Origin of the sequence: Halobellus captivus, assembly GCF_007655485.1 — an archaeon.
Classification (GTDB): Archaea; Halobacteriota; Halobacteria; order Halobacteriales; family Haloferacaceae; genus Haloquadratum; species Haloquadratum captivum.
Genome location: NZ_VJXQ01000001.1, coordinates 231,311 through 254,632, shown reverse-complemented (window position 1 = coordinate 254,632; position 23,322 = coordinate 231,311). Strand labels below are relative to the sequence as shown.

The window sequence follows — 23,322 nt, the reverse complement described above, 5'->3', positions numbered from 1 at the left end:
CGACCGGGGAGCAGATCCTCGTCGAGCGCGCGGCGATAGATGACCGACGCGGTCTCTCGAACGTTCTCGGGGAGGCCGAGCGCCGAGGCCATCCGGTCGATCTCGCCGAGGGCCTGCTTGAGGTTGCGCTCTTTCGAGTCTCTGGTCCTAAAGCGCTCGTTCCACGTGCGCAGCCGCTGCATCTTCTGGCGCTGCGTAGACGACAGGGAGTTGCCGTAGGCGTCTTTGTTCTGCCAGCCGATGTTCGTCGACAGGCCCTTGTCGTGCATCAGGTTCGTCGTCGGCGCGCCGACACGGGACTTCTTGTCGCGCTCTGCGCTGTCGAAGGCGCGCCACTCCGGCCCGCGGTCGATCGAGTCCTCGTCAACGACGAGCCCGCAGTCACCACAGACGGTTTCACCGCGTTCGTCGTCGGTCTTGAGGTCGGTCGAGCCGCACTCCGGGCAGTGAAGGGTTTCGTCTTCCGAGGGCTCCTCGCGCTCTTCGGCGTCGTTCGTCGTCGTTTCGTTCTCGCCGTCGTGATCGCGCCACGTGCGTCGCCGCTCGGTGCGCTCTCGCGTGCGAGTGTGAAGGGCGTCACTCATTTTGTGTTACGTGAGGACGGTGAGAACCGAACCACCGCCTCGTTCTCATTACCATAGTTGTAGGCGCGCCTAAAAAATGTGTCGGCCGTGTGCGAACACAATACCGATCCGATAGATCGATGCGGTCGATCCCTCCCGCTGCCCGCTCTCCCCTGTGTGGTAGTGTCACACGTGGACGGGTTAGTGACGGATATCTGAGTGATTGTCGGCGCCATCACAGGGATGATCGATCGCGGGGGGGCCGTCTTCGACGGCGGCAGCGACGGCGCTCGGAACCTCTCGCGGTTCGACCACCCGGGCTCGCGCTCGAAGCGAGTCGTAGACCGCCCTCGCATCCGCGCCGACGTAGTTTCGCTCCTCGAAGGGGCGACTCTCCACGAGGACGAGGCGGTCCGCACGCGTCGCCGCCCTGAGGTTCGGGAGGTTCCCCGCGCCCACTTCCACGTCCGCGACGAGGACGCAGTCCGCTTCATCGATCCGCTCGTCGACGGCGGTTCGGGCGTCGTCACCGACGCCAGCGAAGGGGTCGACGGTCACGACGTCCAGCGCCAGACTTCGGGCGGCCTCCGCGTCGGTGTCGCCCACATTCAGCGCACCCGCGGAGACGTCGTAGCCAGCGGCGTCGAGGACGTAGAGGTATCTGGCCGCGGTTCCCCCGCCCCCGACGACGTGGACGCGACCGGCCGACGCATCGGGATCGGGACGGCGTCCCTCCGGTAGCGCGGTGACGTACACCGAGCCGGTGACCGGGTGACGCGAGACGACCGCGTTCGCGTCGAAGGCGTTTCCGAGGGCGCGCTCGGTCAGCACCGACTCCGGCGGTCCGTGCGCGGCGACCGCGCCGCCCGCGAGCAGCAGCAGTTCGTCGCAGTACTGCGCGGCGAGGTTCAGATCGTGAATCGCCGCGATGGCGGTCTTTCCGCGCGAGACGAGCGATCGCACCAGTTCGAGCGTGCGGACCTGATGGTTGATGTCGAGGCTGGCGGTCGGCTCGTCTAGGAGTAACAGCGGGCTCCCCTGTGCGAGGGCTCGCGCGAGGAGGACGCGCTGGCGCTCACCGCCCGAAAGCGTCGAAACGTCGCGCTCGGCGAACTGTCGGGTATCGGTCCACTCGAAGGCTCGTTCGACGGCGTCGGTGTCGGATTTGCGCCAGCCACCGAAGCGAGAGCGGTGCGGATTCCGCCCCATCTCGACGACCGCCCGGACGTCGAACTCGAACGCGACGCTCGTGTCCTGCGGGACTGTCGCGACGAGGCGGCTGGCGGCTTTCGAGGAGAGGTCGTGCACTCTCCGTCCGTCGACTGCGACGCTCCCCGCCTCGGGAGCGAGCGTCCCGTTGATCGTCCGCAGCAGCGTCGTCTTGCCCGCGCCGTTGGGTCCGACGAGTCCGACGAACGAGCCCCGATCGACTGCGGCCTCGACGCCATCGAGGACCGTCGTCTCGCCGAAACCGACCCGGAGGCCGTCGATTTCGACGAGGGGGTCGTCAGTCTGGACTGGTGGACCGTCGGTCGCAGCGGGGGACGCGTCCACAGCGGTGTCCGTCGCAGCGGGGCACGCGTCCGCCTCGGGTTTCGACTCCCTCACAGTCCCGTCACCTCCCGCGAGCGGAGGAGATAGAGGAAAAACGGCGCGCCGAGCGCCGCAGTCACGATCCCGACGGGGATCTCGGCCGCGCCGGAGCGGGCCAACGTGTCGGTGGCGACGAGAAACGAGGCTCCCGCGAGCGCGCTCGTCGGCAGCAGAATCCGATGGTCGGGGCCGACGAGGAGCCGCATCCCGTGCGGGACGATCAGCCCGACGAAGCCGATCACGCCCGTCACGGCCACGGCGGCCGCGGTGACGACGCTCGACGCGGCGAGGAGCAGCCGCTTGGTCCGCTCGACTTCGATGCCGAGCGCGTGGGCGTCTTCCTCGCCGAGCAGCAGGACGTTCAGGTCCCGGGCGTAGACGAGCAGGAGGAGGAACAGCGGCGGCAGGACCAGCGCGATCACCCGCACCTCCGCCCACGTCGTCCCGCCGAGGTGGCCCATCAGCCAGTAGACCACGCGTCGGATGCTCTGCCCGCTGTAGAGTAGCAGAAGCGAGATGATCGCCCCCAGGAACGTCTGCACGGCGACCCCCGCGAGAAGCAGCGTCGCGGTCGGCGTCCGTCCGCCCTCAGTGGCGATGAGGTAGACGGCGAAGGCGGTGAGAACCGCGGAGACGAACGCCGCCCCCTGCAGTTCGAGGCCGAAGGGGAACGCGAAGGGAAGCACGATCGTCGCGACGGCCCCGACGGCCGCGCCGGAGGAGACGCCGACGATCGACGGATCGGCCATCGGGTTGCGGAAGAAGCCCTGCATCACCGTTCCCGCGGTCGCGAGCGCGAAGCCGACGAACGCCGCCAGCACGATCCGGGGAAGCCGGACGTCGAGGACGATGATCCGATGCGTTCGGCCGACGTCGAACGCGAACGGAAGCGGGTCCGCAGAGAGCAACACCCTCGCGACCGTCTCCGGCGGGATCGACACCGAGCCGATCCCCGCGCTCGCGACGATAACGGCTGCGAGCGCTCCGAGGAGCGCGATCGACCACGCGACGGCACGCGTTCTGACGGTCACGGTAACAAGCATAGTTGGATTAGCCAAATACTTATTGCATTAGCGATCAGGGCACGCTATGCAACGCAGCGCACTCGTCTTCGCGATGCTCCTCGTCGTCGCCGCGGCCGGTCCGGCGGTCGGCGTCGGAGCCGCGACGGCGTCCGATAGAACGATTTCCACAGAGTCGATTTACGGGGACCACGGCCACGGCCAGGACTCACAGGCGGCGACCTGCGAGTTCCCGTACACCGAGACCGACGCCACCGGTTCCCAGGTGAACCTCACGTCCGATCCCGAGCGGATCGTGACGCTCAACCCGAGCGCCGCGCAGACGATGTGGGAGATCGGTGCCGAAGACGAGGTCGTCGGCGTCTCCCAGTACGCGAGCTACCTCGACGGCGCGGACGAGAAGGCGAACGTCTCCGGGGCGAGCGGTCCGGACGTCGAGCGCGTGTTGAACGCAACGCCCGATCTGGTGTTGGTGCCGAACAGCTCCTACGGCGCGTCGGCCGAGCGCGTCGAGCAGATCCGCGCCCAAGGGATCCCGGTTTACGTGTTCGCAGAGCCGACGTCGCTGGAATACGTGGCCGAGAAGACCGAGCGAGTCGGTCGACTCACCGGCAACTGCGAGGCGGGAACCGCGCGCGCTGACGACATCCGCCGGTCGGTCGAACAGATGGAACGCGCGCTCGAAGACGCCGAGCGGCCGGTCGGGCTGAACGTCTTTTACGGATACACCTCCGGTGAGGACACGTTCATCGGCGAACTGATGCGGACGGGCGGACTCGAAAACGGCGCTGCCGACGCGGGAATCTCGGGCTTCCAACAGATCAACGACGAGGCCGTTGTGGAGATGAATCCCGACTGGATTATCGTGCCCACCGGCAGCTCCGTTCCCGACACTGCGGCCTACGAGAGCACGACCGCCGTCCAAGAGGATAAAATCGTCCGCATCGAGACGAACTTACTCCAGCAGCCCGCACCGCGGTCGGTGCAGGCCGCCGAGCAAATTCTCGAAGCGGTGCACCCCGAGGCGTACGCGGAGTATCGATCGATGCAGGAGGATGAATCGACGACAGCGAGCGATCAGACGACGTCGACGGCAGAACCGGAATCGTCTCCGGAGGAGTCGCCCGCGACGTCATCGACGGAGTCACCCGGCTTCGGCGCGGTGGCGGGCCTCCTTGCACTCGCGGCCGCCGCGATGCTCGCGACGCGCCGGTAGCGGTTCGGACGGTCCCACAGACAGCAATAGCGATTCGAGCGGCCCCGCAGACAGCAAGTATCATACCGTCCCCGCCGCCTACGACCCGTATGGACGTCATCATCTCGCAGTCGCGCGTCGCAGGGCGCGTGCGCGCGCCGCCGTCGAAGAGCTACACGCACCGCGCGATCCTCGCGGCAGGCTACGGCCACGACGCCGTCGTCACCGACCCGCTCGTGAGCGCGGACACCCGCGCGACGATACGGGCCGTTGAGGCCTTCGGCGGAGCGGTCGAGCGGGCCGACGACGACTCCCGAATCGACGTCTCCGGGTTCGGCGGTCGTCCGGACGTCCCCGACGACGTGGTCGACTGCGCGAACTCGGGGACGACGACCCGGCTCGTCACCGCCTGCGGCGCGCTCGCCGACGGCCTCTGCGTCTTCACCGGCGACGACTCGCTGCGCTCGCGCCCGCAGGGGCCGCTTCTCGACGCGATTCAGCAGCTCGGGGGACGCGCCGAATCGACGCGAGGCAACGGCCAAGCGCCGCTCGTCGTCGGCGGCGACACGCCCGGCGGCGGCGTGTCGATCCCCGGCGACGTCTCCTCGCAGTACATCACCGCGCTCCTGATGGCCGGGGCGGTGACCGACGAGGGGATCGACATCGAACTGGAGACCGAACTCAAGTCCGCGCCGTACGTCGACATCACGCTGGAAGTCCTCCGTGACTTCGGCGTGGAGGTCGAACGGACGGACGCGGGTTTTTCGGTCCCGGGCGGGCAGTCGTACGACCCGACGGGCGGCGAGTACGCTGTCCCCGGCGACTTCTCGTCGATGTCGTACCTGCTCGCCGCGGGCGCGGTCGCCGCCGCGGAGGGAGAGACCGTCGTCGTCGAGGGCGCGCGGCCGAGCGCCCAGGGCGACAGCGCGATCGTTGGTATCCTCGAATCGATGGGCGCGTCGATCGATTGGGACCGGGAGGCGGGCGAGATCACGGTCGAATCGGGGACGTTGTCGGGGACGACCGTCGACGTCGGCGACACGCCCGATCTGCTCCCGACGATCGCCGCGCTCGGTGCGATCGCCGACGGCGACACTGTGATCGAGAACTGCGAGCACGTCCGATACAAGGAGACCGATCGCGTGCGCGCGATGGCCGAGGAACTCGAAACGATGGGCGCGTCGGTGACCGAGGAGCGGGATCGGCTGACGATCCACGGCGGCGAGAGCGACCTCGTCGGCGCGCGCGTCGACGGCCGCGCCGACCACCGAATCGTGATGTCGCTCGCGGTCGCGGGACTCGTCGCCGACGGCGAGACGACGATCCGGGGCGGCGAGCACGTCGACGTGTCGTTCCCGGACTTCTTCGAGCGGATGGCCTCTCTCGGCGTTGACGTCGAGCGGAGCGAGTGATTCGGGCAAGGGTGTCGGCACCGACAACTGGGTCGGGCGCTTGACGGCACTATCCAGGTATTCGACGTCGCCGTCCCGGCACTCGACGTCATCAGGGCGACGCGTGCGACCGCGACGGCCGGGCGCGGGCGCGGAACGATGGTGCGCCCAGCCACGTCACGGCGAGTTAGCGGTCTCTCGGCCCGCGATCGATTCGATTTCGAGTTCGAAGATGCGGATCTCGATCTCGTCGATCTCCTCGCCGAAGACGCGGATCGGCGAGAACTGACGGTTGATCTCGGCGGTGTCGAATCGGTCGTGTTCCGCGTTCGGTATCTCGCTGAGTCCGCCGTCGATGATGATGCTCCACGAGTCGATCTCTTGCGGATCCGCGGTGGGTTCGGTATCGTAGAGGACGAATGTGGCCGTCTCCGTCGCGTCCAGAAACGCCCGCTTTCTGCTCTCCTCCGTCACGCCGAGTCGGAAGTAGAGCGCCTCGCCGTCGTAGTAGTGCGCCAGTGGGATGGCGTAGCTGTCGTTCCCTTTCGAGAGCGCCAACACGCCCGTCTCGGTCGTTTCGAGCCGCTCCCGAACCGTTTCGTCGTCCATCCCGCAGGTGTACGCGAACTCGATGTGTTCCATAATGCCCCGGGGCGGCAATTCCGAGCGAACCGGGCATAGAACTACGTCGCACGTGGGGAAAGTCGTTCCTGCGATCGAGGATAGCTGACACCCCTCCGATCGGCGGGGGATCGGAACTTCTGTGGCCCATAGCGGAGCGGAAGAGTCGTTCCCGCGCCGAGCCCTTCGATTGCGCGTTTCTGCAACGTATATATGCCCGGAACCACGACGGCGAGGTAATGAACGGGAACCGATTCGGTCGGCTCTTCCAGGTCACCACCTACGGCGAGAGCCACGGCGACGCGATGGGCGTGACGGTCTCGGGCTGTCCGGCCGGACTCGAACTCGACGAGGACGACGTCCAGGCGGAACTGGACAGACGAAAGCCGGGACAGTCGATGATCACGACGTCGAGGGGCGAACCCGACGCCGTATCGATCAACTCCGGGGTCCAAGACGGCTACACGACGGGGACGCCGATCGGAATGGTCATCGAGAACAAGGACGCGCGCTCCGGAAAGTACGAGCCGTACGTGACGGCCCCGCGCCCGAGTCACGGCGACTTCACGTACTCGGCGAAGTTCGGGACGCGCAACTGGGGCGGCGGCGGGCGGTCCTCCGCGCGCGAGACGGTGAACTGGGTCGCCGCGGGCGCGATCGCGAAAAAGGTCCTCGAAACGCGCGACGTCCGGGTGAAAGCGCACGTGAACCAGATCGGGGACATCGAAGCGCCGGAAGTCTCCTTCGAGCAGATGCTCGAAAACACGGAGGAGAACCCGGTGCGGTGTGCGGATCCCGACACTGCCGAGGAGATGCGCGAACTGATCGACGAGTACCAAGAGCAGGGCGACTCCATCGGCGGTTCGATCTACTTCGAGGCGCAGGGCGTCCCCCGCGGGTTGGGCGCGCCGCGATTCGACGCGTTCCCCTCGCGGCTCGGTCAGGCGATGATGTCGATTCCGGCGACGACGGCCTTCGAGTTCGGACTGGGTCGCGAAGCCCGCGAGTGGACCGGCAAGGACAGAAACGAGGACTGGGAGTTCAGTTCCGACGGCGATCCGGTTCCCGAGGGCAACAAACACGGCGGCCTGCAGGGCGGCATCACGACCGGCGAACCGATCTACGGAGAGATTACGTGGCACGCGCCGACGTCGATCCCGAAAAAGCAGAAGACGGTCGACTGGGAGACCGGCGAAGAGAAGGAAATCCAAGTGGTCGGTCGTCACGACCCAGTGCTGCCGCCCCGTGCGGTTCCCGTCGTCGAAGCGATGCTGAATCTTACGATTCTCGACTTCATGCTCCTGGGCGGTCGGATCAACCCCGATCGATTGGACGATCAACCGGGCGAATACGACACGGACTACCACCCTTCCAGCCCCCAGAACAAATAACGAATCGGCTAGATCGACAAGCGAGTCGGCTGCAGCACAAGCAGGAGTCGGTCGCGCTGGACGAGCTATGTAGCGATTTTTGCGGTTATATCGGACGAATTCCAAAACCCTCCGATATGCGCGGAGGGATGTCGATGTCCGGCCGATACGGTTATGATGGTACAATCAATTGGGGCGACAATCGATTGAAGTATTACAACTATTTAGAAATTAATATTCGATTTAGGCAGTATATTTAGCAGATACTATGTATTACGGACGCATAATAGGAACTTCATCATCTTTCCTTGGTAACTTATAGCAAAGGCTTTAATCGACTCCTTCCGAAAGTTTTCGGTAGTGGCCCACTCGGGCCGTGAGCTCAGATATGACTGACGACGAACTCATCTGGCGAATCGCGGGTGGTTCCGGAGACGGGATCGCCTCGACGAGCCAGAATTTCGCGAAGGCCCTGATGCGAGCGGGTCTGCACGTATTCACGCATCGTCACTATCCGTCGCGCATCCGTGGTGGTCACACCTACACGGAGGTCCGCGTGTCGGCGGACCCGGTAAAGTCGCGTGGCGACGGGTACAACTTCCTGCTCGCGCTCGGTGACTCCTTCGCACGGAACCCACAGGAGAACGCATACTACGGGAACGAGGAGGTCAAACCCCTCTCGGAGAACCTGGACGAACTCGCCGAGGGCGGCGTCATCGTCTACGACTCCGGCCTGCTCGACACCGACGACATCCCCGACTTCGACGAACGCGTCGAGGAGAACGGCTGGCACGTCTACGACATCGACCTCCGGACGATCGCTCGCGAACACGGCCGCGAAGTGATGCGCAACACAGCCGGTGTCGCGGTCACCTGCGCCATCGCGGGCATCGAACCCCAGGTCATCAAGAGCCTGATGGAGGACACGATGTCCGAGAAGGTCTTCGAGCCGAATATGTCGGTCTTCGACGACGCGTACGACACCGTCCGCGAGGAGTTCGACGCCGACGCACCCGACGTGTCGGTCCCGGAGGGCGAACACGACGAAGAACAGGTGCTCATTTCGGGCTCCGACGCCATCGCCTACGGCGCGCTCGACGAGGGCTGCCGTTTCATCGCGGGCTATCCGATGACGCCGTGGACGGAGGTCTTCACGATTATGTCGCAGAACCTCCCGGAGGTCGGCGGGATCTCCGAACAGGTCGAAGACGAGATCGCCGCGGCGGCGCTGGCGGTCGGTGCCTCCCACGCGGGCGTGAAGGCGATGTCCGGCTCCTCCGGCGGCGGCTTCGCGCTGATGTCGGAGCCGCTCGGACTCGCGGAGATGACCGAGACGCCGGTCGTCCTCGTCGAGGCGATGCGCGCCGGTCCGTCGACCGGGATGCCGACGAAGCCCGAACAGGCCGACCTCGAACACGTCCTCTACACGTCGCAGGGTGACTCCCACCGCGTCGTCTTCGCTCCCTCGGACGCCGAGGAGGCGTACAAGCAGACGCGGCGGGCGTTCCAGATCGCCTACGAGTACCAGATTCCGGCGATCGTCCTCTACGACCAGAAGAACGGCGGCGAACTCCGAAACGTTCCCGCCAGCGTCTTCGATGAGGAACCGAATCCGGACATCGGATCGGTCATCACCGAGGCCGAACTCGAAGACGCGCCGCACGACCCCTCCGGGAAGTACAATCGCTTCCAACACGAGGGCGAAAACGGCGTGAGCCCGCGGTCGGTCCCCGGCCAAAAGGGCGGTCGCTACCTGGCGACCGGCAACGAGCACATGCCCGCCGGGCACATCTCTGAGGATCCGGATAACCGCATCAATCAGGTCAACCGCCGGATGGAGAAAATGGAGGCCATCCGCGCCGACCTCGACAACGACGAGGACACGAACACCCACTACGGGCCAGAGGACGCCGAATTCGGCATCCTGACGTTCGGTTCCCAGCAGGGAACCGTCGAAGAGGCGGTCGACCGCCTCAACGACCGGGACCACTCGGTGAAGATGCTCGGCGTCTCCGAGATGGCCCCCTATCCGGTCGAGGAGGTCACGGAGTTCGTCCAGAGCGTCGACGAGGTGCTCGTCATCGAGATGAACGCGTCGGCGCAGTTCCGGGGCCTGACGCAGAAGGAGCTCGGTCGCTTCGGCGAGAAGCTCTCGAGTCTCCTCAAGTACAACGGTAACCCCTTCGAGCCCGATGAAATCGTCGACGGGTTCGTCACCAGTATCGTCGAGGACGGCACGCTGCCCGGCCACGAGACCAAGTTCGTTCCCGCAGCGAGTGATTAAGTATGAGCGCATTCAGTGCAATCGGCGAACACGCCGAACACGACCGTAACGAGTACACGCCCGGCGTCGAACCACAGCCCACGTGGTGCCCCGGTTGCGGCGACTTCGGGGTCCTGAAGGCCCTGAAAGGAGCCGCCGCCGAACTGGGCCTCTCCCCCGAGGAGATGCTGGTCTGTACCGGCATCGGCTGCTCGGGCAAACTGAACAGTTACTTCGACAGCTACGGCTTCCACACGATCCACGGGCGATCGCTCCCGATCGCTCGGGCGGCCAAACTGGCCAACCCCGGCCTGACCGTCATCGCCGCCGGTGGCGACGGCGACGGCTACGGGATCGGCGGCAACCACTTCATGCACTCGGCCCGCGAGAACCACGACATCACGTACATCGTGTTCAACAACGAGATCTTCGGGCTGACGAAGGGCCAGACGTCGCCGACGTCGCCGAAGGGTCACAAGTCGAAGACCCAACCGCACGGCTCCGCGAAGGACCCGATCCGCCCGCTGTCGATGTCGCTGAACGCTGGCGCGTCCTACATCGCCCGGACCGCCGCTGTCAACCCCAACCAGGCGAAAGACATCATCGTCGAGGCCGTCGAACACGACGGGTTCTCCCACATCGACTTCCTCACGCAGTGTCCGACCTGGAACAAGGACGCGAAGCAGTACGTCCCCTACATCGACGTCAACGAGTCCGAGGACTACGAATTCGACAACACGAACCGGTCCGAGGCGTCCGAAATGATGTTCGAGACGGAGAACGTCCTCAACGAGGGGACCGTCCTCACCGGCCGCTACTACGTCGACGACCGCCCGTCCTACCAGCAGGAGAAGCGACAGATCGGCGAGATTCCGGAGGAACCGCTCGCAGAGCGGTACTTCGACGACAGCTACGAGTGGGAGCGCGTCTACGACACGTTCCTCGACAAACACAAGTAAGCGCGCTCGCGGATCCGTCTCCACTTCTACCCGTTGGTCTGCTGAATCCCTGCGATCGCACTCGTTCAGAGGTTGTTTCGTCGTCGTGAGTTCGGTTTTTGGATTCGGAAGGTATTTTTTCTGCCACGCGAAAGAAGCGGCTATGGAAGCTACCTCGACGGAGGGCCGCATTCTCGACGTCCTCGAGGAAGACGCTCAGGCGTCGTACGCGGAGATCGCGAAACGCGCGGAGGTCTCGAAGCCGACCGTCCGAAAGTACATCCGCCAGATGGAAGAGGAGGGCGTTATCGTCGGGTACTCCGCGGACGTCGATCCGAAGAAGCTCTCGGAGACGTCGATCGCGCTCGTCGGATTGGACGTCGCCTCCGAGCGATACGTCGAGGCAACACGCGAACTCAAAGCGCTCGACTCCGTCGAATCGCTGTATACCTCCTCGGGCGATCACATGCTGATGGCGGAGGTCCGCGCCTCCGACGGCGACGCCCTCGGCGAGGTCATCGCCGAAACGCTGCTGGAGATCGACGGCATCACCGCGGCGCACCCGTCATTCCTGCAGGAACGGCTGAAATAACGGTCGGGAGTAGCACTGACGGTTCCGTCGAGGAATTTCACTTTCGGCCCGCTTTGGGAACGCTATTGTGATGCCTCTCCGTAGGGTCGCGTATCGGTGCACAGTCGAACCGCGGCGATGATATCCCGGCGATGATACCCCGCCGTTCGATCGACGCGCCACATCCGAGATCACGATGAGCGAGGAAACCCTTCCGGGCGTCGAGACGGGAACGCCCTCGCGGATCGTTCTCCACGTGGATATGGACTGTTTTTACGCCTCGTGTGAACGGCTCCGGGAGCCAGCGCTCCGCGGCGAACCCGTCGTCGTCGGGATGGGATACGAGGACGGTGAGACGTTCGGGGCTGTGGCGACCGCCAGCTACGAAGCACGCGAACACGGCGTCGAGAGCGCCCAACCGATCTCACAGGCGCTCGATCGACTCCCCCGTGCTCGCGACGACGCTGAGCCGGGTGTGCCGGGCGGGACAGGCGAATCGGCAGCGACAGATGCGACAGACGCGTCGACGGCGACGAACGTCGGTCACTACCGGCCGGTCGACCTGGACTTTTACCGGTCGGTGGCGTCGGCGGTCAAGGAGATTCTGCACGACTGCGCTGACGTAGTTCGCGAGGTGAGCATCGACGAAGCGTACCTGGACGTCACCGACCGCACCGGCTGGCAGCGAACCCCCGACGACGACAGGACGCTCGCGGAGGGCTACGCCAGATACGTCAAACAACGGATCGCGCGCGAGGTCGGCGTCCCCGCCAGCGTCGGCGTCGCGCCGAATATGTCCGCCGCGAAGATTGCGTCCGATCACGACAAACCCGACGGGCTGGTCGTCGTCGAACCCGGTGACGTACGGGGGTTCCTGAGACCGCTTCCCGTCGCCGCGATCCACGGCGTCGGTCCGGTGACGGTCGATCGACTCTCGGAGATGGGCGTCGACACCGCCGGTGATCTCGCCGACGCCGATCCGGCCGACCTTCAAGCGACGTTCGGTTCGCGAGGCGTCGAGTTGCACGAGCGCGCTCGCGGGACAGACGACCGCGAAGTGACGCCGACGGGTCGTCCGAAGAGCCTCTCACGGGAGTCGGCGTTCGCGGAGGCGACGGCGGATAGTGGGGCGAAACAGGAGACGCTCGCTGCGCTCGCAGACGACGTCGCCGCCCGCGCGCGGGACCGAGACGCGACGTATCGAACGATCGGCATCAAGGCCGTCGTCCCGCCCTACGAGATCAACACCCGAGAGCGGTCGCTGTCGGGCCCGGTCGACGACCCCGACCTCGTCGAGTCGGTGGCGCTCGAACTCCTCGAGGAGTTCGACGACGTGGCGGTTCGAAAGCTCGGCGTTCGCGTCTCGAACCTCTCGTTCGCCTCGGGTGAACAGGCCAGACTCGACGGGTGGGACAGCGCGGACGCGGCTGCTTCGCGGGGATCCGAATCGAGGGCCGAAAGCGCGAGCGTGCGACGAGACGGCGACACCGACACACGAGCCCGCACCGAACGGGGTCAGATCTCTCTAGACGACTTCGATCCGGACGCCAGCACCGAATGACCGAATTCGAGTCGGCTGACCGGTTAGGGGGGCGAGCAGTCGGCACAGCGGACGGTAGTAGTGTTTACAACTGAGTTCGAAGCCGTGCGGGCGTACGAGTGGTGGCTTGCAAACGTACTCTCGTTGGGGGAGGCCCTCGCGTCGGCGTGCCGAGCAACCGCGGCCCGACGCGAGATCGCTTTCAGATCACGGCGGGTGTGGCCGCCCGTTCGTATATAAACTCTCGGCGAGCTAGAGTGTCGTAGGCGATCGGCGACCGCGGAACCGACGGTCCGCAACCGTGGAGCCGCCGGTCGGTCCGTCGGTCACGGGGAAGGAACTATTGCCCTGCGGGGGAGAGCACCCGATAGATGACCGAGGATACGGAGACGATCAGCGTCGCTAACGTCAGCGACGGGCCGGGTGGCGACGGAGAGCGAGCGCGGGGCACCACAGTCGAACTGCCCGTCGTCGACATCCTCACCGGACGGGGGTTCATCACCGGCAAGTCCGGATCCGGGAAGTCGAACACGGCGTCGGTGATCATCGAAAACCTCCTCTCGAACAACTTTCCGGTGCTCATCGTCGACACCGACGGCGAGTACTACGGGCTCAAAGAGCAGTTCGAGCTGCTGCACGCGGGCGCGGACGAGGAGTGCGACATCGTCGTCAGCGCCGAACACGCCGAGAAGCTCGCGCATTTGGCGCTCGAACAGAACGTGCCGATCATCCTCGACGTCTCCGGATACCTCGAGGAGAGCGAGGCCCAGGAGCTTCTGACCGAGGTGGCGAAGCGACTGTTCGCCAAGGAGAAGAAGCTGAAAAAGCCGTTCTTGATGCTCATCGAGGAGTGCCACGAGTACATCCCTGAGGGCGGCGGAATGACCGAAGCGGGGAAACTGCTCATCAAGATCGGCAAGCGCGGCCGAAAGCACGGGCTCGGAATCGTCGGGATCTCGCAGCGTCCGGCCGACGTGAAGAAGGACTTCATCACCCAGTGCGACTGGCTCGTCTGGCACCGGCTGACCTGGAACAACGACACGAAGGTCGTCGGGCGGATCCTCGGCTCGGAGTACGCCGACGCGATCGAGGAGATGGACGACGGGGAGGCGTTTTTGGTGACCGACTGGTCGGACTCGCTCCGCCGGGTCAAGTTCCACAAAAAGCAGACGTTCGACGCCGGAGCGACGCCCGGTCTCGACGACTTCCAACGCCCGGATCTGAAGTCGATCGACGGCGACCTCGTCTCGGAGTTACAGGAGATCTCCGACGAGCGGGCCCAACGCGAGAGCGAGATCGCAGATCTCCGACAGGAGCTCGAAACGAAGGAGGCGAAGATCCGACAGCTCGAACGCGAGCTCGAAGAGGCCAGAGACCTCTCACAGATGGCAGACCAGTTCGCACAGGCGATGTTCCAGACGGCCGAGTCGCCGTATCGAGGCGGTGACGGGCGCAACTTGAGCCGCCCCGAAGAACAGCAGGTAGCGCTCGATCAGTACGACGCCGCGGCTGCCGAGGACGCGAGTAAAGCAGAGCGCCCCGACGGGGCGGCGACTGACGGTGCTGAGGACGAGGAAGAGACGGTCGTCACCGCCGCCGCGGCGGGGGCCTATCCCGGGTTCGGTGGCAGTCCGGTCGGTGGCGACTCGATCGATGGTAACTCCGGAGAGGGTGACGCCGACGTACCCCCGGAACGCGCCCACGAGGGAACGGCGGCGTTGACCGGGCGAGCCGACGTGATCGAGCGGCTCCGCGACGTCGTCGCGTCGCTCCCGCCCGCGTCGAGGCGGATGCTCGCATTCTACCGCGAGATCGACGCCTGTGATCCGGTCGACGCACACGTCGCTGCCGGTGAAATCGGCGACAAGCAGCTCGCGTACAACCGAAACGGCCTCCTCCGACGTGCCGGATTCATCGAGCACGTCGGTCGCGGCCGGTACGCGTACGCGCTCCCGACGCTCGTTCGCCGAGAGTTCGCCGACCGTCTCGACGAAGACGAACTTCGGGAGGTCGTCGAAGCCGTCGAAGGCGCGTTCCGCCCCGCCGCGGGAGCCGATACGGACGAATCCGCGGATGGGAACTCAGAGGTGTCAAAACAGGCTTTCACGTCAGAAGAGCGGAGCGAGAACGCAGAGTGATCTGTGTCTCTGTCGTTGCTATCGAATAGCGACCGTGCGGCCGAGACTGATCCGCACGCCCTGTCATCCGACCGCAGTGTAGTCGCTCACAGGTTCCGCATCACGTACTCGTTGATACCTTCGATCAAGGACTGGTCGTACGTCCAGAACCCGGACCATCTGTTGGGCGCCTCTTCGAGCGCCAGCAGGCCGATATCCTCCGTCTCACCCGGCGACGTATAGACGACGAACCACGACTTCAGGAAATCCGTGCTGTATCCGGCGTGAGTCGTGATATCCGAGTCCCGAGGCGGTTCCCACCCGGGTGCTCCGTAGACGTGAACGTCGACGGCAGTGGTATCCAACGTCCGATAGATCCTGTTCGTTCCGACCTCGTCCTCGATTCGGGAGAGCTCCTGAAAGGACGCGCGGAGCGTTCCCTCGCCCCGCTCCCAGGCCGTTCGTTCGATGTAGCGAGACAGCAGAATCAACAGTAGCTTCTCCGAGTGAGACGCGGGATATCCGCGGAGCGTAAACGGCACATCGTCGAGCCGCTTCAACGCGTCCGGCAGTTCGATCTCGGCAAGGTCGCGCGCGCCGGTGATGAACAGATCCGAGTTGATCAGCAATATTGCGTTATGCAGCTCTTCGAGCGGAGATTGCGCGATAATCGAGCCGTCTTCGACGACCACCACAAGGTCCTCACTCCCGTCCGGAAGCGCGACCTCTTCGATCGGGACCGGTTGGTGCTCGAAGAGATTTCCCAGCATCCGCTGAATCGGATCGGGCGAGGTCCGATTCAGCACGACTAGCGAGCGGCCGGGATCGGACACGTCGTCGAAGAATCGTCGGAGGGTCATACGGAATCTGTGTGTCTCGTTCTCAGAGCGGTTCGACGAGTGATTCCAGTGCGGCGCGCGGATCGTCAGCCTTGGCGACGCCGGAGGCGAGGAGGATCCCCGTCGCACCCAACTCGCCCGCGGTGGCGACGTCGTCTCCCGAAGAGATTCCCGCCCCGCAGTACACCGCGACGTCCGTATCGACTGCCGCGGCCGCATCGACCGCGTCCTCGACGATACCGGGGTCAGCCGTCGCCACGGAGACGTTACCGCCGATCAGCTCGGGGGGCTCGACGGCGACGCTGTCGGGACCGAGCGCCGCGGCGGCCCCGATCTGTGTGGGGTTGTTCGCGCAGACGCACGTTTCGAGCCCAGCGCGCTCCGCAGATCGAACGGCTGCGTCGATGTCGGCGAGTTTCAGCCGCTTTTCGGAGTGGTTGATGAGGGTCCCGACCGCGCCCGCCTCCGCGACGGATTCGGCGAGCGTGCTGCCGGTGTGGCTCCCGTGACCGTTGGGGTCCACGTGTTGCGCCCACGTCTCGACGCCGGTGTCGGCGACCCGAGTGATGTCGGCCGCCTGCGGGGAAACCGCGACGGTGACTCCGGATGCGTCGGACACGTCTCGGGCGGCAGTCGCGACCTCGATCGGGTCACACGGGTAGGCCTTGAGATTGACCAGGATGAACACGTCTCCTCGTGTGCGCCACGGCCCAAAATAGGTTGCTCTTGATTCACACGGGCGATTCGCCGAGATCGCAGTAGCGGAGCCGACGCCCGAAACCGGGCGAAAATCAGCCTTCGGTCTTTCAGTCCTTTCGTTTCACGACGTCGCCGAGCGTCGTCGTCGTCGACGACCCGCCGGACCAGTCGCTGTCGTCGGTTTCGCCGCCCTCGACGAGCGAAATTTCCAGCTTCCGCTCGAGTTTCTGCTGGACGTCGTCGGAGGGGAGAATGTCACCGCGCTCCAGCTTTCGGATCAGGCTCGCCTTCTCGTTGAGCGACTGTGCGAGATCCTCCTGACTCAGACTGAGGCCTTCGCGCGCCTCGCGAATGCGCCGGTCGTAGTCGGCGGCGATCTCGTCCATATTGTCGAACATATCGCGGCGTCGGCGAGTGGAGCCGCCCGAGGAACCGCTTCCGGCGGAAGCCGATCCGCTCGAGCCGCCACTCGATCCGGACGATTTCGAGGTGCTCGACGTCGAGTACTTCGTCGACTGAGAGGAACTCGATTCAGTGCGGACCTCGGTGCCGAACTCCTTGCAGTCGTCGCACAGTTCGAGTTCGGCCCCCTCGACCTTGACCGTCGTGAGGGACGGCCGCTCACTGCCGCACATCTCGCACTGGGGCATACTCCGTCGTAGTCGAGGGGGCGATATAAAGCACACGCCGCGGGCAACGCGGCACCCGCGCTCTATTCGAGTAGCGGCAAGCGACGCTTTTCCGAGAGGAGTGATGGTCGAGAGAGAGACGGTGGTCGAGAGGGGCGACGGTCAAGAGAGGTGATCGTCGAGAGAGACGGTGGTCACGAGACGTGACAGTCCCGAAGACCTACTCCATCGGTCGCATCCCGAGTTTGACTTCGACAGTTGGGACGTACCCGTCTCTTCGAACGGTTACGTCGACGATGTCTCTCGGCCGCGTTTCCAGTGGAGTAACTGCTGAGATCTTCCGTCGTGTGTGTCGTCTCGTCGTCGACCGAAAGCAGGATGTCGCCGCCCGTCCGGACCCGCGAGTCGTCGACGACTCGCGTCTCCGATCCGCCGCGGAGGTGTCGGTCTCGTTCGACGTGATGTCAGCACCCCTCTCGGTGCCTTCGTGCTACAGCCCGCGAGCCAGGGGAGTCCGGCCGCTCCGCGACATTCGAGAAACTGCCTCCGCGTCGGCATCGACTCGATCATCGATGTCCGCGATTCGCCGGGGAATTTTGGGACCTCCGCAGTCCGTCAGCGGTAGCGGGTGTCGGCGTCGCCGTCTGCATCGTCGTCCACGCCTTCGTCGTCAAGATCCTTCCGCGCCGCCATCCCGAATTCCCGCGGCGTGGTTTCTTCGGAGTCTCGCCGCGCCGCTCGCTCGGCGTCGCGCCGATCCATCGTCTCCCGCTGGTCGTGCTCCGCTCGCACGAGAGCGTAGAGGACCAGCGGAGCCGCGACGGCGAACAGCAGGACGACGAGGAAGAGCGCGCCGTCGGCCATCAGCCGAGGAAGACGTCGACGATGTCGCTGGTTCCGGAGGTGGTGTCTCGGTAGAGCTCCGAGTAGCCGCAGTTCTCACACGAGACGACCTTGAAGCTGTTCGTCTGGATGTCGAACATCTTCGAGAGGCCGCCGCCGGTCGTCGAGATCGTCCCGACGTCGGTTTCGGTGTGACCGCACTTCGGACAACCGCGATCGTCGTCTGGTTGGGGGACCATACGTACTGTCAATCGAGTGGACCCTATCAATTTTCTCCCGTGTCGGCTCGCACTGTCGGCGAGGACTTATATCGGAAGGAGCGGCCAGCCACGCCGTGACCTGAGAACGGCCCCGCGTCGGGATGCGGTTGCTCGGCACGTCGACGTGGGGATAGCGACGACGACGGATCTGCGGGACCGTCGCCGCGAGCGTGTGTCGACTGTCAGCCACATCTTGCCCGCCGAGAGCCATCTTCAGACCCCCCGCTACGCCGACAAGTCCGACCACGCGCCCCAGAAGCGCTGGAGCGCCGTGAGGTGTCCGACTACGGCGAAGAAGACGAGGAGCCACCCGACGAGCGATAGCCCGAACGGGTACCTGGGAAGGGACCCGACGGCGAGCGTGACGCCGGCGGCCAGCGCCACAATTCCGATGATGGCGAGGCGGTCCGCGCGACCGACGAGGCCGCCGTAGGCCCGTCCGAGCCCGACCGCTTGGATCTGCGTCCCGAGATACGACGTCATCAGAACCCCCGTCACCGCCGCGAGACCGAGGGCGTAGGCGTCGATCCCGGCCGCCAGACCGACGAGTATCGCGATGTCGGCGTAGCGATCCAGGACGTGGTCGAGGAGGTCGCCGCCGTCGCTCTCGATACCCTGCGCCCGCGCGAGCGCGCCGTCGACGAGGTCGAGCCAGCCGTTGCTGAGAACGAATAGCGCGCCGAGCGCGTACCACAACGGGGTCGCGAGGGCGAAGACGACTCCGGCGGCGACCGCGAAGCCGAACGCGACGAGGCTGACGCCGTCGGGGGTCAGTCCCAACCGGTCCGCGGCGGCGACGAACGGGCCGAGCAGCCGGTCCGCGAGGTCGCGGTACTGATCTAGGGTCATCTGTGCTCCCGAGTCATAGGTACTCGACGAAATCGACGGTGCCGACCCGCGGTTCGATGTCGCCACCGATAGCGGCCGCCACGTCGTCGGCGACCTCCTCGGGCGAGCGATCAGTCGTGTCGATCTCCCACACCGAACCCGCGCCGTGTCGCTCGACGGCCTCAGCGAGGATCACGTCGAGCGCCTCGCTCTCGGCGTTCTCGGCGATTGACGTCTCGGACTCGCCGCGCTCTCGGAGCCGCGGCTTCAGGTCGTCGGGACGACACCGGAGCACGATCACTCGATCGACGTCAAGCAGATGCGCGAGGTGCGATTCGACGAGGACGTCCCGGTCGATCGGTTCGGATTCGTTGGACACGTCGTCGTCGGCACCGTCGCCACCATCGGCCCGTTGGACGAGCCACGCTTCGACCGCGTCGAGGTCGGCGACGAGCGAGTCGCGTTCGACGTCGCGCGATTCGAACAGTTCGGCCTCTCGGATCACGTCGTTCAGGTGGACGACGTCGATTCCCAAATCGTCCGCGACGAGTCTCGACACGGTCGTTTTGCCCGTTCCGGGCGTTCCGGTGAGCGCGATCCGACTCACGGCTCTGTGGCCTCCGGGCGAACGTCGGCGACGACCTCGTTGAGCACCGCGACCGCTCGCTGTGTCTCTTCGCGGGTGCCGCAGGAAACCCGGACGCACTCGGGGAGGCCGAAACTGGAGGTGTCACGGACGATGACCCCTCGCCGCTGTGCGGCATCGGCGACGGCGGTCGCGTCGCCGACCTCACAGAGGACGAAGTTGCCGCCGGAGGCCCACGTCGGCACGTCGAGTTCGTCGCGGTAGTACTGGCGCGCCCAGCGGGCGGTCTCGACTGACCGTTCCAGGTGTTCTTCGTCGTCGATCGCGGCGAGCGCGGCGCGGCAGGCGAGTTCGTTGGCCGCGAACGGCGTGTTCACGCGAGCGTAGGCGTCGGCCCACTCCGACGGGACGACGGCGTAGCCGATCCGGAGCCCGGCCAGGCCGTAGGCCTTCGAGAACGTCCGAAGCACCGCGAGGTTGTCGTACTCGTCGAGCAGCTCGATCGAGGTGGATTCGGCGGCGTACTCCGCGTACGCCTCGTCGACGACGACGAGCGTCTGCTCGTCGACGCGCTCCGCCAGCGTGCGGACGTCTTCCCGGGAGAGCACCGATCCCGTGGGGTTGTGGGGCGTCGTCGCGTAGACGATTCGCTCGCCCTCGTAGACGGACAGTATCGACTCCGCCGACTGCTCGAAGTCCCCCTCTTTGGCGATTCGGTACGTGGAGGCGTCGCCGTGGTGATACCGCGCGGACATCGAGTAGTAGGAAAAGCCGGGAGCGGGGACGAGGATGTCGTCGTTGGGCTCCAAGAACGCCCGCGACAGGTAGTCGATCGAGCCGTCGGCTCCGGCGCTCAGCCACACCTGTGCCGGATCGACGCCCCACTTCTCGGCGATCCGGTCAGTGAGGTCGGAGTGGGAGGCCTTCGGATAGACGTTCACGTCCGGAGCGGCGGTCTCGACGGCCTCGACGGCGGCCGGACTCGGGCCGTGGGGGTTCTCGTTGGAGGAGAGCTTCGTCAGTTCCTCGGGGTCCATCCCGAGATCGCGCGCCACCTCTTCGGCGCCGCGCCCGGGAACGTACGCCTCGTGCGCGGAGAGATCCCTCGGTTGCATACCCGTATCTGTCGCCCGCGGGTCTTTAAGGGTGCGTCTCTCGGTCGACGGCGGGTCGATCGATACCCACACGATCCATACGGGTGATCTACAGCGAATCGGCGAGCGACTCGGACGCACGGAGCGACAGCGCAGCGATCGTGAGCGTCGGGTTCATCGCGCCGCCGGTGGGAAACACCGAGGAGCCGACGACCCAGAGGTTCGAGAGGTCGTGCGTCCGACAGTCGGCGTCGACGACGCTCCGGCCCGGATCCGCCCCCATTCTCGTGGTACCCATCTGATGGTACGCTGGACCGGTTGCGTCCGGTCCGACCGTCCACTCGATCGACGCGTCGAGTTCTTCCAAAATCGCGTGCTGGATCTCGTTGGCCCGGCGGATAGCGCGCTCCGTTCGATCGGAGAGCGACCACTCGATGTGCGGGACGGGGTTGCCGTGATCGTCGGTTCGGCTCGGATCCAGCGTGACGCGGTTGTCGGCGTCGGGGAGCTGTTCGACCAACCCCCCCATCGCGATGTGGGTGCCGTAGGAGCCGCGGAGCTGATCAAGCAGTTCGTCACCCCAGGTCTCCGCGTGTAGCGCTTCGATCACCGGCGAGGGCCCGGCGTAGTTGAGAAACTCCAGTTTGAGGCCTTCGACCGGATCCTCGTCGTCGTAGAACTGGTGGCACTCGCTGGTGATGAACCCGACGTGGTTCTGTCGCGTCCGTTCGTCCAACCGTCCGCCCGCGCCCGCGAACAAGTGATCCATAAAGAACCGGCCGACTGCGCCAGAGGAGTTCGCCAACCCGTCGGGGTACTCCTCGGACTCCGAAAGCAGGAGCAGCCGAGCGTTTTCGACGCCGCCGCAGGCGACGACGAACCGTTGGGCCGACTGTCGATGCTCGGTTCCGTCCGGCGTCGCGTACACCGCGGCGTCGACGGCGTCGCCCTCGTCGTCGTGTTCGAGCCGTTGAACGGGGGCGTGATCGATCACTCGTGCGCCAGCGGACTCCGCCTTTTCGACGTGTGACTCCGCCGTGTACTTCGCCCCGGAGGGACAGACTGGCCGACACGTCCCGTACCCTTGGCAGGAGGCGCGCCCGTCGTAGGGCTCGGAGTTCCGAGCGTTCGGCACCGAGTGCATATCGATTCCGAGCCGTTCGCAGGCCTCGGCGAACAGCGAGTCCGAGTACGAGGGGGGAAACGCCGATAGCGGGAACGGGTCATCCCGCGGCGGTGCATAGGGGTTGTCTATCGCCCCCGCGACGCCGAGTTCGCGCTCGGCCGCCGCGTAGTACGGTCGCAAGTCGTCGTAGGTGAGCGGCCAGTCCTCGCCGACGTCGTAGCGCGTCGCCATCTCGAAGTCCCGTTCGTGCAGCCGCATCACCATCCCCTGCCAGTGCAGCGTCGACCCGCCCACGCCCTTGACGCGCGCCGCGTTCAGCGGGTAGTGCCGCCCCCCGGTGGAGTACTCGTCCCGCTGGCCGCCCATCTCCCACGGGTCGCCCATCCCGGGGCGGATGTGCCGTTCCTGCTGTTCCCGTCGCTGCGAGAACTCGAACCTCGGTCCGGCTTCCAGAATGACGACGTCTGCGCCCCGCGCTGCGAGCCGATGAGCAACGAGCGCCCCCGCCGGGCCGGAGCCGACGACGCACACGTCGGCCGGTGCGGCGGGCGTTCGGTCGAGACCATCGCCGACGCCGCCGTCGTCAGCCATCGCTGTCGCCTCCGGTTGGGTCGTCGGGGTCGCGCTCCATCGGGCCTCGTTGGTAGCTCTCGATTCCGCCGGGGTGGCCGATCGGGTTCTCGATGCCGACGAGTCGACCGCCCGCGGGCGACGCGTAAAACGCGAACAGCAGGTCCTCGACCAGGTAGAAGCGGATTCGATCCGTGATTGGTCCCTCGGGGTCGGGATCGGCGGTTTCGACGCCCAGTCTCCGGAGGGTTCGGTCGCGGTCCTCGGCGGCGAGATCCGCGTACGCGTTCCCCTCCCAGTCGCGAGCGACCGCGTCGAGCTGGGCGGCCGCCTCGCGAACGCCCGCTCGGTACTCCGGTCGCCCCTCGGTTCGCCCCAGCACGTACTCCTCGACGAACCCGCGGCGGCCGTCGACGTCAGACGGGTAGAGGACCTCGGCGAGCGCGTCCAGCAGGTCCAGCAGGTCGGTCGAGAGCGTCGGCGTCGCGGTGGACGGTGACCCGGCGGCTCCCGAACCGCCTGCGTCCGCTCGCGGCGGATCGAACCGTCCGGCGAGCGCGCCCCCACCGACCGTTGCGCCGGCGGCGGCAAGCGCTGCCAACGCGTCGCGTCGCGTCAGTTCCACACCGCCGGATTAGGCAAGCCTAAACTTAGGGATTGCCCT

Annotated in this window: 22 protein-coding genes; 8 read left to right on the top strand and 14 right to left on the bottom strand. The window is 65.8% G+C overall.

Annotated features, from left to right (window positions below):
* The 3 genes from FJT57_RS16820 to btuC all read right to left on the bottom strand — a co-directional run.
* Window positions 1-584 (bottom strand): transcription initiation factor IIB (locus FJT57_RS16820; protein WP_275264639.1); only part of this gene is annotated, 584 nt, incomplete at its 3' end.
* 180 nt (window positions 585-764) lie between these two features.
* On the bottom strand, window positions 765-2,117 hold the full coding sequence (locus FJT57_RS01210) for an ATP-binding cassette domain-containing protein (RefSeq protein WP_144902472.1): 1,353 nt from the start codon (window positions 2,115-2,117) through the stop codon (window positions 765-767).
* Window positions 2,118-2,167: 50 nt separating this feature from the next.
* A complete protein-coding gene (gene btuC, locus FJT57_RS01205; protein ID WP_144900987.1) occupies window positions 2,168-3,187 on the bottom strand; it encodes a vitamin B12 ABC transporter permease BtuC in 1,020 nt (339 codons plus the stop codon).
* 58 nt (window positions 3,188-3,245) lie between these two features.
* On the opposite strand from btuC, the gene FJT57_RS01200 reads away from it, so the two are divergent.
* Together FJT57_RS01200 and aroA are read left to right on the top strand one after the other, a co-directional pair.
* Window positions 3,246-4,394: a PGF-CTERM-anchored ABC transporter substrate-binding protein gene (locus FJT57_RS01200; RefSeq protein WP_144900986.1), complete on the top strand. Its 1,149-nt coding sequence runs from the start codon at window positions 3,246-3,248 to the stop codon at window positions 4,392-4,394.
* 89 nt (window positions 4,395-4,483) lie between these two features.
* A complete protein-coding gene (gene aroA / locus FJT57_RS01195; RefSeq protein ID WP_144900985.1) occupies window positions 4,484-5,785 on the top strand; it encodes a 3-phosphoshikimate 1-carboxyvinyltransferase in 1,302 nt (433 codons plus the stop codon).
* Window positions 5,786-5,941: 156 nt separating this feature from the next.
* Here aroA and FJT57_RS01190 read toward each other — a convergent pair whose 3' ends face one another.
* Entirely contained in the window at window positions 5,942-6,406 is a 465-nt protein-coding gene (locus FJT57_RS01190) for a pyridoxamine 5'-phosphate oxidase family protein (protein WP_144900984.1), read from the bottom strand.
* A gap of 218 nt (window positions 6,407-6,624) precedes the next feature.
* Here FJT57_RS01190 and aroC point away from each other — a divergent pair, with 218 nt between their 5' ends.
* From aroC to FJT57_RS01160, 6 genes are all read left to right on the top strand, one after another.
* A complete protein-coding gene (gene aroC, locus FJT57_RS01185) occupies window positions 6,625-7,776 on the top strand; it encodes a chorismate synthase (protein ID WP_144900983.1) in 1,152 nt (383 codons plus the stop codon).
* Window positions 7,777-8,143: 367 nt separating this feature from the next.
* Window positions 8,144-10,039 carry a 2-oxoacid:acceptor oxidoreductase subunit alpha gene (locus tag FJT57_RS01180; protein ID WP_144900982.1) on the top strand — a complete coding sequence of 632 codons (1,896 nt, stop codon included), beginning with the start codon at window positions 8,144-8,146 and terminating at the stop codon, window positions 10,037-10,039.
* A gap of 2 nt (window positions 10,040-10,041) precedes the next feature.
* Entirely contained in the window at window positions 10,042-10,977 is a 936-nt protein-coding gene (locus FJT57_RS01175) for a thiamine pyrophosphate-dependent enzyme (protein ID WP_144900981.1), read from the top strand.
* Between the two features lie 142 nt (window positions 10,978-11,119).
* The gene (lrpA1, locus tag FJT57_RS01170; RefSeq protein WP_144900980.1) at window positions 11,120-11,548 is read left to right on the top strand and encodes an HTH-type transcriptional regulator LrpA1; all 429 of its coding nucleotides are present in this window, start codon (window positions 11,120-11,122) and stop codon (window positions 11,546-11,548) included.
* Between the two features lie 175 nt (window positions 11,549-11,723).
* Window positions 11,724-13,088, top strand: coding sequence for a DNA polymerase Y family protein (locus tag FJT57_RS01165; protein ID WP_144900979.1), 1,365 nt, complete (start codon window positions 11,724-11,726; stop codon window positions 13,086-13,088).
* A 350-nt stretch (window positions 13,089-13,438) separates the two neighbouring features.
* Window positions 13,439-15,205, top strand: a complete 1,767-nt coding sequence (locus FJT57_RS01160; protein ID WP_144900978.1) for an ATP-binding protein — start codon at window positions 13,439-13,441, stop codon at window positions 15,203-15,205.
* An 86-nt stretch (window positions 15,206-15,291) separates the two neighbouring features.
* On the opposite strand, the gene FJT57_RS01155 is transcribed toward FJT57_RS01160, so the two are convergent.
* From FJT57_RS01155 to FJT57_RS01110, 10 genes are all read right to left on the bottom strand, one after another.
* Window positions 15,292-16,044: a DICT sensory domain-containing protein gene (locus FJT57_RS01155; protein ID WP_144900977.1), complete on the bottom strand. Its 753-nt coding sequence runs from the start codon at window positions 16,042-16,044 to the stop codon at window positions 15,292-15,294.
* A gap of 22 nt (window positions 16,045-16,066) precedes the next feature.
* On the bottom strand, window positions 16,067-16,711 hold the full coding sequence (tpiA, locus tag FJT57_RS01150) for a triose-phosphate isomerase (RefSeq protein WP_144900976.1): 645 nt from the start codon (window positions 16,709-16,711) through the stop codon (window positions 16,067-16,069).
* Window positions 16,712-16,829: 118 nt separating this feature from the next.
* Window positions 16,830-17,372, bottom strand: coding sequence for a multiprotein bridging factor aMBF1 (locus tag FJT57_RS01145; protein ID WP_144900975.1), 543 nt, complete (start codon window positions 17,370-17,372; stop codon window positions 16,830-16,832).
* Window positions 17,373-17,966: 594 nt separating this feature from the next.
* Complete coding sequence (locus tag FJT57_RS01140; RefSeq protein ID WP_144900974.1) at window positions 17,967-18,215, bottom strand: hypothetical protein; 249 nt, start codon at window positions 18,213-18,215, stop codon at window positions 17,967-17,969.
* Window positions 18,215-18,433 (bottom strand): zinc ribbon domain-containing protein, encoded by a 219-nt coding sequence (locus FJT57_RS01135; RefSeq protein ID WP_144900973.1) that lies wholly within the window; start codon window positions 18,431-18,433, stop codon window positions 18,215-18,217. Before FJT57_RS01135 ends, FJT57_RS01140 begins: the two co-directional genes overlap by 1 nt.
* 246 nt (window positions 18,434-18,679) lie before the next feature.
* A complete protein-coding gene (locus FJT57_RS01130) occupies window positions 18,680-19,303 on the bottom strand; it encodes a CDP-alcohol phosphatidyltransferase family protein (protein WP_144900972.1) in 624 nt (207 codons plus the stop codon).
* Between the two features lie 13 nt (window positions 19,304-19,316).
* The gene (locus FJT57_RS01125) at window positions 19,317-19,889 is read right to left on the bottom strand and encodes an adenylate kinase family protein (protein WP_144900971.1); all 573 of its coding nucleotides are present in this window, start codon (window positions 19,887-19,889) and stop codon (window positions 19,317-19,319) included.
* Complete coding sequence (gene hisC, locus FJT57_RS01120; protein WP_144900970.1) at window positions 19,886-20,983, bottom strand: histidinol-phosphate transaminase; 1,098 nt, start codon at window positions 20,981-20,983, stop codon at window positions 19,886-19,888. Before hisC ends, FJT57_RS01125 begins: the two co-directional genes overlap by 4 nt.
* Window positions 20,984-21,071: 88 nt before the next feature.
* Window positions 21,072-22,679: a GMC family oxidoreductase gene (locus tag FJT57_RS01115; protein ID WP_144900969.1), complete on the bottom strand. Its 1,608-nt coding sequence runs from the start codon at window positions 22,677-22,679 to the stop codon at window positions 21,072-21,074.
* Window positions 22,672-23,283, bottom strand: coding sequence for a gluconate 2-dehydrogenase subunit 3 family protein (locus FJT57_RS01110; RefSeq protein ID WP_144900968.1), 612 nt, complete (start codon window positions 23,281-23,283; stop codon window positions 22,672-22,674). The genes FJT57_RS01115 and FJT57_RS01110 overlap by 8 nt, the downstream gene beginning before the upstream one ends.
* Window positions 23,284-23,322 lie beyond the last annotated feature (39 nt).